The following is a 16,302-nucleotide window of genomic DNA, read 5'->3' as shown; positions in this document are numbered from 1 at the left end:
CATTATCATAGTATAGAGCCTTTAGCCAACTTTAACGAAGAAGGCTGCTTATCCTATATTTCATTTCACAGTTAATGAACATGCTATTTTTATACAACGATTTATATATTATTTTATCATTCTGAATTTTCTAAGTAAACAAATCTATTAATTATTTTTATTCACTCAAAAAGAAGGTTACCAAGTGGCAACCTTCTCTCCGATCATTACATAAATTCAGCAACAAGCTCATCAAACATTTTCTGATCCATATTCAAATCAGCTTGCACTAAAGGTTTTTCACTATAGTCTTTTACAAGCTCTTGGTAAGAGGGCTGCTTTGTATTTTGATAAATTAAACCTGTTACTAACCCGTTCTTTTCCATTAATGTTTGCATAGCCATCATGCGGTTAGATGGATCATATCCTTCTACTGTACTTAGTTTCGTTAAATTCTCTTTAAACCAATCATAAGTATTTACTTTATTGTAAGTAACACATGGACTAAATACATTAATTAATGAAAAGCCTTTATGGTTAATACCAGCTTCAATAATTTGCGTTAATTCTTTTAAATCACTTGAAAAGCTTTGCGCCACAAATGTCGCACCAGCTGTTAAAGCCATTTCCATAACATTTAGTGATGGTTCAATTGAACCTTGTGGTGTACTTTTCGTTTTAAATCCAGCTTCACTACGTGGTGAAGTTTGACCTTTTGTTAATCCGTAAATTTGGTTATCCATTACGATGTACGTAATATCAATGTTACGACGAATAGAATGGATTGTATGTCCCATACCAATCGCAAAACCATCACCGTCACCACCGGATGCAATAACTGTTAAATCACGGTTTGCCATTTTCACACCTTGTGCAATTGGAAGAGCACGTCCGTGAATACTATGCAAACCATATGAATTAATATACCCTGAAATACGACCGGAACAGCCGATACCAGAAATAACAGCTAGCTCATCTGGATTTAAACCAACGTTAGCTGCCGCACGCTGAATTGCAGCCTGCACCGAGAAGTCTCCGCAACCTGGGCACCAGTTTGGTTTTACACTGTTACGAAAGTCCTTAAATGTTGCCATTTAATACAACCCCTTTTTTACATTCGTTGTAAATCTCTTTCGGCAAGAATGGATTTCCATCGTATTTTAAAAGACTAGAAATTTTCTCACCATTGCCAAGATTCATTTTCATAATGTTAGCAAGCTGACCAGTTGCATTGTTTTCTACTACTACAACACGCTTCGCTTTTTTCACAAGTGGATCGATTTCAGCTGTTGGGAACGGATGAATTAAACGTACATGGGCATGGTTTACTTTCATTCCTTCTTGTTCTAAACGCTGCATTGCCTCTTCGATCGCACCACGAGTTGAGTTAAAGCCTACTAACAATACGTCTGCGTCATCATGCTTAGCATTTTTGTAAATAGGGGTATTAAACTGTAAATTCGCCATTTTACGGAAACGTTTGTCCATTTGATCTTTACGATTTAATGCTGATTCAGATGGTTTACCCGTTTCATCATGTTCTACACCTGTAACATGGTGAATACCATTTTTCATACCAGGTAAAACACGTGGTGAAATTCCATCTTCTGTTACTTCATAACGCTTGAAGTATGCTTTATTTTCACGTTCTGGTAATTCTACTTCTAAATCAAGCTTACCACGACGAATTTCCACTTTATCTAACTTAAGTGGTTCTACTGTTTGCTTTCCTAAAGAAAGCTGTAAATCTGTTAAGAAAATAACAGGCACTTGATATTCTTCTGCTAAGTTAAACGCTTCTACAATATCATAGAAAGCTTCTTCAACTGTACTTGGCGCCATTACGATTTTTGGAATTTCACCATGTGTTCCGTAAATCATAGCCATTAAGTCAGACTGCTCTTGTTTTGTTGGTAAGCCCGTACTTGGACCACCGCGTTGTGTATCAATGATAACTAGCGGTGTTTCAGTAATACCTGCTAAACCAATTGCTTCCATCATTAAAGAAAGACCAGGACCAGCAGATGCTGTTAATGTACGAACACCAGCGTAGTTTGCACCGATCGCCATTGTACAAGCTGCGATTTCATCCTCAGTTTGGATTACTGTTCCGCCGACTTTCGGTAACTTTTTAATTAAATATTCCATAATTTCAGATGCAGGTGTGATTGGATATGCAGACATAAAGCGAGCGCCACCAGTTACCGCACCAAATGCGATTGCGTCGTTTCCAATCATAAACATGCGTTTCTTACCGTCAGCTTTTTCAAGCTGCATCATGTTTACTTTCTCACCAAGCAATTCTTTCATGTATTGAGAGCCGCGTTTAATTGCTTCCATATTCTTTTGAACGACTTGCTCTCCTTTACGACCAAAGATTTCTTCAACAACCTCTAAATAAGCTGTTTCGTCTAATCCTAATACCGCACTAGATGCCCCAACAGCAACCATATTTTTCATTAAAGATGTGCCTAATTCTGAAGCGATATCTGTAAACGGTATCACATATAGATTTACATCTGTATTATCAGGTATTGTCGGATTAAATTTCGCATCCGCAACTACAATTCCGCCCGGACGTAGTTCGTGGAAGTTAAAATCAATTGTTTCTTGATCAAAAGCAATTAAAATATCTAAATCATCTGAGATCGCGCGTACTTCTGTTGTACTTACACGAATTTTATTATTTGTATGGCCGCCTTTAATACGTGATGAGAAGTGGCGGTAACCGTATAGGTAATATCCTAATCGGTTTAATGCAATACAGAAGATTTCCCCTGTACTTTCAATTCCTTCACCTTGTTGGCCTCCAACTTTCCATGAAAGTTGACTAATCATCTCCTACACCCCTTTTGGCTGCATTCATTGTAGTGTATTTTTTTACAGTATTAGTTTAGCATTTTTTATGCAAATAAACTACAATGGACGCAAATTATGCCTCTTCTGTTTTCCCTGAATCTTTAGTATAATGCTATTTCGTTTACCATTCTAGTATTAGGTCTTAAAAAAATCAATAAATTCAAATGAATTTATTTTAATTATTCCGAATTATTAAAATATAATTTTCAGAACGTTATACAGTCAACAAAATTTTTATACAAAAATCGCTCTACAGTTGATTCATTATACTTTTTACACAGTTGATTAATTATATTTTCATAATCCATATATACTTCTACACCTACAACAGTTTCTAAAATCCCATCAAAATCAGAACCGAATCCTATATTTTTTTCTCCACCTAATGAACAAATATATTCCACATGCCTTAATATATCTGCTATATTCGCTTGTCTTTCATTCGTTAAAAACTGCGGTACGAAAGTAATACCAATAATGCTATTTTTCTTTATAAGGGCTCTTATTTGTTCATCGGTTAAATTGCGTGGATGCCCACAAAGTTGATAACAGTTTGAATGAGATGCAATTGGGTTTTTAGCAATTTCAATAACATCCCAAAAGCTTCTTTCATTTAAGTGAGACACATCGGTCCATAAATGTAACGTATTAAGTTCTTGTACAACTTGTCTACCAAATGTAGTTAAACCTGCTCCACGTGCCTCTAGCGCTCCATCAGCTAACAGATTGGCATAGTTCCATGTCAATCCAAAGGAACGTACACCTAAGCGATAAAACAAACGTAATTTCATCGCTTCTTTTCCAATTGCTTCGCATCCTTCTAATGTTAATAATGCTCCAATCTCGTCCTGTTTTAACATGTTAATATCGTTTTTTGTCTGAATAAACTTCATTCCTGGTAGCGATAGAATTTCATTATGAAAAATATCTATCATTTGCAGCGCAACTTCAAAACGCTTTTCATACGCTACTGTTTCTGGTATATATATAGCAAAGCATTGTATACTTCCTTTTCTTTTCATTAATTGTTCAAATGTAATATGTAATTGTGAATCGTTTTGAAAGTCTTTTTTTCCCTTTGCACTCCATAACTGAAAGAGTACATCGCAATGTGCATCAAAAATTTTCATTTTCATTCCTCCATTACAAAAACAACCTGTTTGCATACATGCAAACAGGTTGTTTCAACTTAACGAGGTTCTACAATTAATTTTATCGCTGTACGCTCTTCACCATCAATCATAATATCTGTAAACGCTGGGATACAAATCAAGTCCAAACCGCTAGGCGCTACAAATCCTCTTGCAATTGCTACTGCCTTTACCGCTTGGTTTAATGCACCTGCACCAATAGCTTGAATTTCTGCTGTTCCGCGTTCGCGAATAACACCTGCAAGTGCACCAGCTACAGAATTAGGGACCGACGTTGCTTTAACTTTTAATATTTCCATTCCGCGTTTCCTCCTCGTTTCTATAAAAAGTAATAGCAATTATTTCACTTTAACTTATATTCACGAGAAATGGCACGTATTCCTGCTAAATTTCTGTAATTTTTCTAAAAAATTAAAATATAACGAATTCTCTAACTTTTCGTTAAAAATCAGTCAAAAAATGGCTGGTCATCATTAATTAAAATGCGCTCAATTTTCTTTGCTTTCCCTGTATTAGGATCCACATCAATTAACACTGCACTTAATTGTGTTCTACCATTCGTCACTTCAAAACGCACTGGTAAGTTCGTTAAAAATTTCTTCAATACCGCTTCGCGATCCATACCTAAAATCCCATCATATGGGCCTGTCATACCAACATCTGTAATATAAGCTGTTCCGCTTGGTAAAATACGATTATCAGCTGTAGGAACGTGTGTATGTGTACCTACTACCGCTGTAGCACGACCGTCTACATACCAACCTAACGCCTGCTTCTCACTTGTTGTTTCAGCATGAAAATCAACAAAGATAATGTTTGTACGTTTTTTTGCAATACTGATTAACTCATCCACTTTACGGAATGGACAATCAATTGGAGGAAGGAAAGTACGTCCTTGTAAGTTAATAACTGCAACTTCTGTTCCATTACAATTTACAAAGATAAGCCCTTTTCCCGGCGTTCCTTCTGGGAAGTTAGCTGGTCTTGCAAGATATTTTGCATCATCGATAAATTCAAATACTTCACGGTTATCCCAAGCGTGGTTTCCAAGCGTAACCGCTTGTGCCCCGCACTCTAAAAAGTTTCGATATATTTTTTCCGTAATTCCACGTCCACCCGCAGCATTTTCTCCATTAATAATTGTTACTGTCGGTGTATATTTCTTCTTTAATGCCGGTACGTACTGTTGAATCATGTCTCTACCAGGAGATCCTACTACATCCCCAACAAATAATATTCTCATATGTCTTACCCTTTCTATGTACTACATTTTTTATTACCATACTATAACCTTAAAGCTATTTCCTTACAACAGTTACAATTTATCTATTATAAGTTTCTTTCACTTGCATACTGCTCATAAATAATTTTCTTTATTTTACCCAATTCCAACACAAAAAAATAAAGTGGTGTTTCACCACTTTATTTTGCGTATTCCACTGCACGTGTTTCACGAATAACAGTTACTTTAATATGTCCTGGATAATCCAGTTCATTTTCAATACGTTTTCGAATATCACGAGCTAAACGATGAGCTTCTAAATCATCAATTGTATCTGGTTTTACCAGAATACGAACTTCACGTCCTGCTTGAATTGCGAAAGATTTTTCTACGCCTTCATAAGACTCTGAAATTTCTTCTAACTTTTCAAGACGACGAATGTAATTCTCAAGCGTTTCACTACGAGCTCCCGGCCTTGCAGCTGATAATGCATCTGCTGCAGCAACTAGAACTGCAATGATAGAAGTTGGTTCTGTGTCACCATGGTGAGATGCGATACTGTTTATTACAACAGGATGCTCTTTATATTTCGTTGCGAGTTCAACACCAATTTCAACGTGGCTACCTTCTACTTCATGATCGATTGCTTTTCCGATATCATGTAATAGACCAGCACGTCTTGCTAGTTTTTCATCCTCACCAAGCTCCGCTGCCATAAGTCCAGTTAAGTATGCAACTTCCATAGAGTGTTTTAAGACGTTTTGTCCGTAACTTGTACGGTATTTTAAACGACCTAAAATTTTAATTAAATCTGGATGTAAGCCATGAACACCCACTTCAAACGTTGTTTGCTCTCCGACTTCACGAATATACTCGTCCACTTCACGTCTTGATTTTTCGACCATCTCTTCAATACGCGCTGGGTGAATACGTCCGTCCTGTACTAGTTTATCAAGAGCGATACGAGCTGTTTCACGACGAATCGGGTCAAATCCAGATAGAATTACAGCTTCTGGTGTATCATCGATAATAAGGTCAATACCTGTTAACGTTTCTAACGTACGAATGTTACGACCTTCACGTCCGATAATACGTCCCTTCATTTCGTCATTTGGAAGATTTACAACCGAAACGGTTGTTTCAGCAACATGATCAGCTGCACATCTTTGCATTGCAAGAGATAAAATCTCTTTTGCCTTCTTATCCGCTTCTTCTTTCGCGCGAACTTCACTTTCTTTTACCATAACGGCAATTTCATGAGAAACTTCACTTTCCACTTTACCAAGAATAATTGCTTTCGCTTGTTCGCGGGTCAGATTGGAAATGCGCTCTAATTCTGTTTGTTGCTTTTGAACTAACTCTCCCACTTTGCTTTCCAACTCTTCAATCTGTTGTTGTTTCGCTACAAGAGATTCCTCTTTCTTTTCTAACTGTCGCTCGCGGTTATCGAGCGTTTCGTCTTTACGATCAAGGTTCTCTTCTTTTTGCATTAAACGATTTTCTTGTTTTTGTAATTCGCTTCTACGGTCACGAATTTCTAATTCAGCTTCTGTACGAAGTGTATGAATTTCATCCTTTGCTTCTAAAAGCGCTTCTTTCTTAAGTGCTTCAGCATCACGATTCGCTTCGTCTAGAATACGTTTTGCTTCATTAGCTGCACCATTAATCTTCGCTTCAGCAATAGACTTTCGAACAAAAAAGCCAACAACTGCACCGACTGTTGCAAGCAAAATGGAGATGAGTATCCAAACTGTACTACTACTCATGATTTCACCTCCCCTTGCTATGAATGAAAAAAGACTGTCGGCATGTACATTGAATTACAACGTACAGCAAAGACCGTCGTCCCGCTTTTTTAAGGGACTTTCTTCATTTCACAATTAAAATGTCATATTATTATTTCGGCAAGATTTAAGTCTTACTCCGAATATTACTTCTCTTCTTGAGAAGAGTATATCGTATATAAGAAAAAATATACATTCTCATTGTATCTATCGCAATTTTCATTGTCAAGCGTTGTCTACTTTTACTTTCTTTACCTTCAGCCCTGAATCTTATATGGATTAAAAAAACAGACGGCATATTATCCTGGAAAACCTTAGAAAATCCCAATTCATTCACTTAAAATATATGAATATTCCCCTTTACACATAGCCTTTTGGATAGAATAAATATTTTATCTCCAGCTATATACAACGCTTTCATAGTGGATTAAAAAATAAAAGACACGGGACCGTGTCTTTTATTTTTTAATCTTGACGAGTTGAATCTTCCGTGTCTTCAACACCAGAGTTTTCACCAATTCCGTGATGTTCACGAACAAAGAAGGCAATTTCCTCTCTTAAATCCGTATTCTCTTTTAAGAATTGCTTCGAATTTTCACGACCTTGTCCTAAGCGTTCTTCATTATAAGAGTACCAAGCACCGCTCTTTTGAACGATATCAAGTTCAGAAGCCATATCTAAGATTTCACCTTCTCTTGAAATACCTTCTCCGTACATAATATCAACTTCAGCAACACGGAATGGCGGTGCTACTTTATTTTTAACTACTTTTATTTTCGTTTTATTACCAACAATATCGTTACCTTGCTTTAACTGCTCAGCACGACGTACTTCAAGACGGACAGTTGAATAGAATTTCAACGCACGACCACCTGGAGTTGTTTCTGGGTTCCCGAACATAACCCCAACTTTTTCACGAATTTGGTTGATAAAGATTGCGATTGTTTTTGATTTGTTGATTGCACCTGAAAGTTTACGAAGTGCTTGTGACATTAAACGTGCTTGTAAACCAACGTGAGAGTCACCCATGTCCCCTTCAATCTCAGCTTTCGGTACAAGAGCTGCTACAGAGTCAATTACGATAATATCAACCGCGCCACTTCGTACAAGTGCTTCTGCGATTTCTAGTCCTTGCTCCCCTGTATCAGGCTGTGATAATAGTAATTCATCGATGTTAACACCTAATTTTTGTGCATATACAGGATCCATCGCATGCTCCGCATCGATGAACGCCGCTTGTCCACCTTGACGCTGCACTTCCGCGATTGCGTGTAATGAAACTGTTGTTTTACCTGAACTTTCAGGTCCATAAATTTCAATAACACGGCCACGTGGGTATCCGCCTACCCCTAGTGCCACATCAAGTGCTAAAGAACCACTTGAAATTGTAGAAATTCTACGCTCCGCTTGTTCTCCTAATTTCATAATTGAACCTTTACCGAATTGCTTCTCTATTTGTTTTAACGCCATATCTAATGCCGCTTGACGATCGCTCATTCAAAATTCCTCCTTAACTAAATTGCTAATCTCATTATACCTATTTTCAATTCAATTTGCCAACAAAAATCGAACATTTATTCGATTTTTTTATTTTATATCGAATAAAACTAGATTTCCCCACAAAAAAAGCTAGAAGAAATTTATATCTCTTCTAGCTTTTTAAATAAATGATAAAATCCATATTTTGTAGAGCGTTCTCTAATTTGTTGACGACTTCCACTTAAATTAAGCGAGAAGACTACAGCTGGTTCATCTTTAATCGCCAATCCAACAAATACTGTTCCTGGCTCTTTATGCTCTGAAGCATCCGGTCCTGCCACCCCAGTGAAACTAATCCCGATATCTGCTTTTAACAGTTTCTTTACATTTTCAGCAAGATAACGAGCACACTGTTTACTAACCGCGCCGTCAGTGCGTAACACTTCTTCAGGTACATGTAAAATTTGTTGCTTCACATCATTTTGATAACAAATGACACCGCCTTTAAATACAGACGAAACACCAGCATTTTCTGTTACTTGATTTCCAAAAAGACCACCTGTTAAACTTTCTGCACATGCTAAAGTTAACCCTTTTTCCTTCAATAGCCTTATTGCCTTGTAATGAAGGAAATCTTGGTCATATCCGTAGAAAAATTCTCCTACTCTTTCTAAAATCAAATCTTCCACATGCTGAATCAGTTTCTCCGCCTCATCAGCATCATGATGTTTGGCAGTTAAACGTAATGTCACTTCTCCATCATTTGCGAGTGGTGCAATGGTTGGATTCGTTTGATCATCAATTAAATCTTGAACTTTCACCTCTAATTGAGATTCCCCAATACCAAAAAAACGAAGAACACGAGAATAAATATTTTCCCCCGTTGTAAACTTACATAAAAAAGGCTCTACGTAACTTATATACATCGGCTTCATTTCTTTTGGTGGTCCTGGTAATAAAATATAAACTTTTCCGTTCTTATTTAACCCCATACCAGGCGCCATACCGTGATCATTCGCAAATACAGTCGATCCATTTAAAACGAGCGCCTGCTTTTTATTATTCTCTGTAAATTCACGGCCTGTACGCTTAAAATAATCGCTTATCGATGTTAATGCCTTTTCATCATACACAAGCTCTTCATCTAAACTAGACGCTATTGTTTCTTTCGTTAAATCATCTTTTGTCGGTCCTAATCCACCTGTAAAAATGAGCATATCAGCTCGTTCTTCAGCCAATTCAATTGCCTTCTGTAATCGCTTGTTATTATCCCCAACAACAGTATGGTAGTACACGTTAATTCCGATTGAAGCTAACTTTTCAGATAAAAACTGGGCATTTGTATTTGCAATTTGTCCAAGTAATAATTCCGTTCCAACCGCAATAATTTCAGCATTCATCCCAATTCCCCCATAAACTTCTATTTTGAGTTTACAAAAGCATCTTTATTTTTCCAGAAATAATCCCATCCTGAAATAACGGTAAAGAATAATGCAATCCATATGAAAATATCTGCAACTGGAATATGAAGTAGATTTAACGGTACATCATGTAATAAGTATGCTGCAATCGCAATAATTTGTGTCCATGTCTTAATTTTCCCTAGCTGATTTGCTGCAACTACTTCCCCTGTCCCAGCAAGTACAAGGCGTAAACCTGTTACTGCAAACTCACGGCTTATAATTACAATAACGATCCAAGCAGGTACATATTGCATTTCTACCAATGTGATAAGTGCTGCCGAAACAAGTAATTTATCTGCTAACGGGTCAAGGAATTTCCCTAAATTCGTTACAAGATTATACTTTCTTGCATAATGCCCATCAATCCAATCTGTAGCCGAAGCAATAATAAAGATAAGTGCCCCTACTAAATGTTGAATTGGTAACTCTACATCACCAATTATAAATGAGCCCCACTCAAAGGGCGCTAACATAATTACCATAAAAATTGGAATTAAGAAGATTCTAGATATTGTAATTTTATTTGGTAAATTCACAGCTATTCCTCCATCATGTCAAAAACATTTGTTCATTGAAAAAAGTCATCGAAGCGATGACTGTTATTGCGCAGCTTGCCCTATCCCTTGGTTTTTTATCACCAATCTTTGGTGAAGTTCTTTTGCTGGATCCAATGGGAAAGCAACCACTTGACCATTCAGTTTAACTTCAACATTCGTTGCATTCCCAATATTAAGTCGCACTTCTTTTACTGTTGATAAATCACGTTTTTCTATTTGGCCACCTTGTACTGTAGTGTTTAGAATTTCGTTCCCAGCATCATCTTTAACATCTACATAACTCGCACCTTTACCCGATATTTCCAGTTCTAATGTTTTATTATTATGAATTTCCAAAGTAGATACCTTACCAGTTGTTCCAACTACTTTTATCTCTTGCTGTCCAGTTGGTTGTGCTGGTTGTTCCTCTTTCTTTGGCTCTTCTTTTTTTGGTTCTTCCGCTTTCGCTTCATCTTTCTTCGTATCTAGCGGAGAATCTTTTGCTTTTTGAACTTCAATTTTCTCACCTTGAGCATTCGGAACTTGCCTATCATCTTTTCCAGTTAACGCTTGAATAACAAACCAGACTACCACTCCAAATGCGATTACTAACAACGCAATCAAAATTTTGGGCATATGATCCGCAATTGGCCATGATGAAGATTTTTGCATTGTTTCTTGTGTTTTTTGTCCAGTTGATACTTGTGGAACTTCACGTTTTTCAGACTGTGGTATCGTACTCTGATATTCTACAAGCAGTTCCTCTCCATTTAATCCAACAGCATCTGCATATTGTTTAATGAATGCACGCGCATAAAAAGCTCCTGGCAACACATCATAATTGCCTTCTTCAATCGCTACTAAATGGCGTTTTTGAATTTTTGTAATCTCATGCAGCTGATCAATAGATAAGCCTTTCGCTTCTCTTGCTTCTGTCAGCTTTTGTCCTAATTCCGTCACTACTAACACCTCAATATTTCTTTAAAAGTCGAACATAGAGAAATTGTTTTTCGTACCTTGCTCAATTTCATCTACTAAATTATATTGAATTTCTTCATCATAATCGTTACGCAATTCGATAATATAATCAAAATCATCCAATGTGTATTCTGACTGACTCACAAACACATCCGGATGTTCCACAACTTTCGTTGCAGGCAATCTCATGATTTCACGAACGAGCTGCCAGTGTCTTTCATTTGCACGCTTTGTCGACACAATTCCATCTAGTATGAAAATATTATCGTCGCTATACTCATCTTCAATCAATTGGCTACGAACAGTTTGCTTAATGAGAGTAGATGATACGAATAACCATCTCTTATTTGCACAAACACTTGCGGCAACAATAGATTCTGTTTTTCCGACACGAGGCATTCCTCGTATCCCAATTAATTTATGACCTTCTTTTTTCATTATCTCCGCCATAAAGTCTACAAGTAATCCTAGTTCATCACGCACAAATCGAAATGTTTTCTTATCATCTGCATCTCGTTGTATGTACCTACCATGTCTAACTGCTAGCTTATCTCTAAGCTTTGGCGGACGATATTTCGTTACCGTTATATTATCCATCGTATTTAAAATTGATTCAAGTCTAGAGATTTGTTCTTGATTATCACACATAAGCAAAAGTCCACGTCGTGCATTATCTACACCATTAATTGTGACAATATTGATGCCAAGCATACCGATTAACGAAGAAACGTCACCAAGTAAGCCAGGTCGGTTTTTATGTATTTCATATTCAAAATACCATTCAATCATCCAAGATCACTCCCCTACGCTTACTTTACACCTACGTACTATATTATATGATTTCACCTTAATAGGGAAGCTAAATGTATAATCTATTCCTCCTAATTACTATACAAAAAAAGTAGAGAGGAGCTTCTCCTCTCTACTTTTACTTATGTTGTACAAACTTCACCATTAAATTTGCAATTGTATGTTGCTCTTGTTCATCAGCAACTTTCCAAAGCTCAGACAATAATTTTTCTTGATCGTTGCGCGCTTCTACTTCATTTGCTAAATAATCACCAACACGAAATGCCATATCTGATACGGCACCACCATCAAGCCCTTTTCCCCCCGCTTGTTCTAAACGTTCTCCTAAAAAGCTCTTCCACTGATCAAAATTATCTAACACTGACATGTTTAAGCACCTCACTATTTTAGTAATAGAATCATGCTTAATTTGTACAATTTCTTGTTTTTTATGTAAGAATTTTTTAGCAATGCCAACCGCCATTCACTCCGATAATTTGCCCCGTAATATAAGAAGCTCCTGGCGAAACGAGGAAGGAGACTGTTTTTGCTACTTCTTCGGGTAGTCCTATTCTACCTAATGGAATATCTTCAGCAATTTCATTTTTATCATCTTCTGAAAATACATTTAACATTTCTGTTTCGATCGCACCTGGCGCTACCGCATTAACGCGCAATCCACTTAGAGAAACTTCTTTCGCTAAAGCCTTCACATATGAATTTTGTGCACCTTTCACCATTGAGTACAGCACCTCACAAGACGCTCCTATTTGCCCCCAAATGGATGAAATAACAACAACATTACCACTTCTCCGCCCGATCATCGGTGGAAGCGCCATCGATAAAAGTCTATATACACTCTTCACTTGAAGCTCCACCATATAATCTAATTCTTCATTCGTAACATCTGTTACTAATCCAAATATACTCTTTCCAGCTGCGTATACAATAACATCAATAGGATGTTCGATTTGTCCCCACAATTTCTCTGCTCCATCAATAGAAGCTAAATTTGCTTGCACAGGAATCACTGCATCAAACTCCTTTTGTAACCCCCTTATCTTCTCTTCGCTTTTATTGTAATGAATATAGACTGTATAACCATCCTCGATTAACTGCTTCGAAATAGCAGAGCCAATCCCTCCGCTTCCTCCAGTTACTAATGCATACTTTTTCATAAATTCCCTCTCTTATCTTTTTATGTATAAATAAATAATACCCTCATCTTACCATTTGGCAATAACCAAACGTTAGATGAGGGATATAGATACTGCGTTTTTTATTCAAATATTACTTCATTTTTTTGGTAACACTTGGCAGACACTCATTTTCTCTTCAATTAATAATGTTTTTGCTGCTTGTTGTAGGTCTTGAACAGTTAATCCTTCTAACACTGTAAGAGCATCAAATAAACTAGATTCATTAAACGCATATCGTGTAAACTGATTTGCAATATATTCAGGTGAATTCAACGATCGTAAAAATCCACCAATTTTCTTTTTCTTCACCCGTTCCAGCGCAGTCTCATCTAACTGATCATAATTCGTTTGTAGTAAAATACCTTTTAATCGCTCTGCCAATTCATCAGGGTGCTTCGTATCTCCACCAACCATTGCAAAACCGAAGTTATTTTCTTCTGTATAGTCATACGAGAACGAATCATCAATAAGACCTTCATTATATAAAGATTCGTAATGAACTGACCCTTTTCCAAATAAATAATCTAAAAGTAATGTAAGCGCAATTTCTTGTTTTAACAGAGCTTGCCCTTTTTCTTTTAAATTCGTCGCCTTAATACCAACTAAGCATTTTGGAGTTTGAACAGGCATTGAAATAATCTTTTTCTTTTCATTTACTTCTTCTGGTTCCTCTTCAAAAGAGCGAACGATTTCTGGTTGATTTTCGTAATCTTTTTTCGCTTGATTTTCACGAACTAAATCCATTGTTTTTTCAGGATCAATCGCTCCAACAACAAATAATAACATGTTGCTCGGATGGTAAAAAGTCTCATAACATTCATACAGTAGGTCTTTTGTAATTTTACTAATAGACTCAATCGTCCCTGCAATATCAATTTTAATTGGATGTTTCACAAACAAACTATCGATTAACCCAAAGTATAAACGCCAGTCTGGGTTATCTTGGTACATTTGAATTTCTTGACCGATAATACCTTTTTCTTTTTCAACCGTTTTTTCAGAGAAATACGGTTCTTGTACAAAGTCTAACAACGTATTTAAATTTCTCTCTACATTTGATGTACAGGAAAAGAGATAAGCGGTTCTTGTAAAAGATGTAAAAGCGTTCGCTGAAGCACCTTGTTTACTAAACAATTGAAACGCGTCATGGTCCTCTTTTTCAAACAATTTATGCTCAAGGAAATGAGCAATTCCATCTGGTACACGAGTCATGTCTTCTTTTCCAAGCGGTACAAATGTATTATCAACAGAACCGTACTTCGTCGTAAATGTTGCAAATGTTTTGTTGAAGCCTTGTTTTGGTAAGATATATACGTCTAATCCATTCGGAAGTTTTTCATAATATAGCGTCTCTTTTAATTGCTCATACACAATTTTCTCCATTTATTCTCCCTCCGTTCCATGTAAAAAGTAAATTGTATCTAGTTCAATATTATTAGCAACTTTCACAATCTCTTCTTTCGTCACGCTTTCTATGCCCGTTAGCCATTCTTCAACTGGACGCGTACGCTCTGAAATCACCCCGTGATAAAGCATTTCAACAAAACCACGTGGTGTATCAATTGCCTCTAAGATTTGATTTTGAATTACACTTTTCGTTTGCTTAATCTCTTCCTCTGAAAAATCACCGTTTTGCATTGCTTTCATTTGTTCTTTAATAATTTCAACAGCTTTTTCAAAGTTCTTCGCTTCAATTCCAGACATAACGAAGAGCAAACCTTTATGACTTTCAAATCTCGATGCTGCATAGTACGCTAAACTATTTTTTTCACGGACATTTACAAATAACTTCGAATGAGAAAACCCTCCAAATAATCCGTTAAACAATTGTAATGCAAAATAATCTTCATCTTTATACGTAATGAATGTGCGATAGCCGATATTTAATTTACTTTGCTTTAGTTCTTGTTTTTCAACAATTTCTTTTTCTTCATTATTTCGTTTATGAAGAAGTACATTTCTCTCTTTCATAGCGCGAGGTGAAATCGAAAAATACTTATTTACAAGCTCCACAGCATCTTCTGAAATGTCACCAATGATATATAAATCCATTTCATCTTCAGCTAACACTTTTTGATAATATTGATACAAACTTTCATTTGTAATAGAAGCAACACTTTCTTTTTTTCCATTTGCACTTAAGCGATATGGTTCTACTTTGCACATTTCTGCAATTAAACGCTCGTTTGCATAACGCATTTTATCATCATAAGTAGCTTCAATTCGTTGCAAGAGTGCTCGTTTCTCACTTTCTACAATAGAAGATAGAAAACCGTCCCCTTCTGTTGCTGGATGTAAAACAATATCAGATAACATAGAAAGCGCTTTTTCAAATAACGGTGGTGCATCGCGTAAATATGTTTCATTTGCAATGTCTACATAAATAGAGATGATATGGTCTTCCCCTTTTTTACTTACATCTACCGCTAAAGAAGATCCATATAATTCTTCTAAATATTGACGAAGACGAATTACAGAAGGCAGTTTTTCTGTCGCACTTTGCAATACGTACGGCAATAGGGCACGCTCTGTCACCGTCTCCTCATTTAAAGGTGCTTTAAAACGAAATACAAAGGTATTTGTTTTAAATTTATCAGTCGGAATAATATGTACTCGCAAGCCACCTAATTCATGCAGTTGCTGTTCCATTAGTTTCATTAATAGCCCTCCTTTACGTATGTAGGAATATTCCTCTTCAATATACAGTTTTTAGAAATAAAAAATCAACTTTTCTTCCTTATTATGCTTACATTTGAGTCTTTCTAAAAACTTTAATATGTAAGGAACATAGTAAAATTCCGTATTAAATATATTCTATGTAAAAAAGCCCGCACTAATGTGCGAGCTTTTTTTATACTTTCTA

Annotated in this window: 15 protein-coding genes; all 15 read right to left on the bottom strand. The window is 36.4% G+C overall.

The features are described from left to right. Positions 1–206: 206 nt before the first annotated feature. Positions 207–1,073 carry a 2-oxoacid:ferredoxin oxidoreductase subunit beta gene (locus tag JFT89_RS29395; protein WP_002088040.1) on the bottom strand — a complete coding sequence of 289 codons (867 nt, stop codon included), beginning with the start codon at positions 1,071–1,073 and terminating at the stop codon, positions 207–209. Then, positions 1,060–2,817, bottom strand: coding sequence for a 2-oxoacid:acceptor oxidoreductase subunit alpha (locus tag JFT89_RS29390; RefSeq protein ID WP_002014603.1), 1,758 nt, complete (start codon positions 2,815–2,817; stop codon positions 1,060–1,062). Before JFT89_RS29390 ends, JFT89_RS29395 begins: the two co-directional genes overlap by 14 nt. A gap of 227 nt (positions 2,818–3,044) precedes the next feature. Beyond that, positions 3,045–3,968 (bottom strand): dipeptidase, encoded by a 924-nt coding sequence (locus JFT89_RS29385; protein WP_201040956.1) that lies wholly within the window; start codon positions 3,966–3,968, stop codon positions 3,045–3,047. Between the two features lie 59 nt (positions 3,969–4,027). Further along, complete coding sequence (spoVS, locus tag JFT89_RS29380) at positions 4,028–4,288, bottom strand: stage V sporulation protein SpoVS (protein ID WP_000404341.1); 261 nt, start codon at positions 4,286–4,288, stop codon at positions 4,028–4,030. A 149-nt stretch (positions 4,289–4,437) separates the two neighbouring features. After that, a complete protein-coding gene (locus JFT89_RS29375) occupies positions 4,438–5,232 on the bottom strand; it encodes a TIGR00282 family metallophosphoesterase (protein WP_002014601.1) in 795 nt (264 codons plus the stop codon). 179 nt (positions 5,233–5,411) lie between these two features. After that, positions 5,412–6,977 (bottom strand): ribonuclease Y, encoded by a 1,566-nt coding sequence (gene rny, locus JFT89_RS29370; RefSeq protein ID WP_002014600.1) that lies wholly within the window; start codon positions 6,975–6,977, stop codon positions 5,412–5,414. 483 nt (positions 6,978–7,460) lie between these two features. Then, positions 7,461–8,492 (bottom strand): recombinase RecA, encoded by a 1,032-nt coding sequence (gene recA / locus JFT89_RS29365; RefSeq protein WP_002066764.1) that lies wholly within the window; start codon positions 8,490–8,492, stop codon positions 7,461–7,463. Between the two features lie 143 nt (positions 8,493–8,635). After that, positions 8,636–9,874 carry a competence/damage-inducible protein A gene (locus JFT89_RS29360; RefSeq protein ID WP_016096235.1) on the bottom strand — a complete coding sequence of 413 codons (1,239 nt, stop codon included), beginning with the start codon at positions 9,872–9,874 and terminating at the stop codon, positions 8,636–8,638. Between the two features lie 20 nt (positions 9,875–9,894). After that, a complete protein-coding gene (pgsA, locus tag JFT89_RS29355; protein ID WP_002014596.1) occupies positions 9,895–10,473 on the bottom strand; it encodes a CDP-diacylglycerol--glycerol-3-phosphate 3-phosphatidyltransferase in 579 nt (192 codons plus the stop codon). Positions 10,474–10,536: 63 nt separating this feature from the next. After that, positions 10,537–11,433 carry a helix-turn-helix domain-containing protein gene (locus JFT89_RS29350; protein ID WP_016096234.1) on the bottom strand — a complete coding sequence of 299 codons (897 nt, stop codon included), beginning with the start codon at positions 11,431–11,433 and terminating at the stop codon, positions 10,537–10,539. 21 nt (positions 11,434–11,454) lie between these two features. Further along, positions 11,455–12,240 carry a DUF3388 domain-containing protein gene (locus tag JFT89_RS29345; RefSeq protein ID WP_002066761.1) on the bottom strand — a complete coding sequence of 262 codons (786 nt, stop codon included), beginning with the start codon at positions 12,238–12,240 and terminating at the stop codon, positions 11,455–11,457. Positions 12,241–12,379: 139 nt separating this feature from the next. Further along, positions 12,380–12,628 carry a DUF3243 domain-containing protein gene (locus JFT89_RS29340; RefSeq protein ID WP_000114449.1) on the bottom strand — a complete coding sequence of 83 codons (249 nt, stop codon included), beginning with the start codon at positions 12,626–12,628 and terminating at the stop codon, positions 12,380–12,382. 76 nt (positions 12,629–12,704) lie between these two features. Further along, positions 12,705–13,418: an elongation factor P 5-aminopentanone reductase gene (gene ymfI / locus JFT89_RS29335; RefSeq protein ID WP_002014593.1), complete on the bottom strand. Its 714-nt coding sequence runs from the start codon at positions 13,416–13,418 to the stop codon at positions 12,705–12,707. A 117-nt stretch (positions 13,419–13,535) separates the two neighbouring features. Next, the gene (gene yfmH, locus JFT89_RS29330; protein ID WP_002014592.1) at positions 13,536–14,822 is read right to left on the bottom strand and encodes an EF-P 5-aminopentanol modification-associated protein YfmH; all 1,287 of its coding nucleotides are present in this window, start codon (positions 14,820–14,822) and stop codon (positions 13,536–13,538) included. After that, positions 14,823–16,097, bottom strand: coding sequence for an EF-P 5-aminopentanol modification-associated protein YfmF (yfmF, locus tag JFT89_RS29325; protein WP_002066759.1), 1,275 nt, complete (start codon positions 16,095–16,097; stop codon positions 14,823–14,825). Positions 16,098–16,302: the final 205 nt, after the last annotated feature.

Source organism: Bacillus sp. TH25 (assembly GCF_016650935.1).
Lineage (GTDB): Bacteria > Bacillota > Bacilli > Bacillales > Bacillaceae_G > Bacillus_A > Bacillus_A mycoides.
Note: the sequence above shows the minus strand (reverse complement) of the source record. Positions and strands in the feature narration are given on the sequence as shown.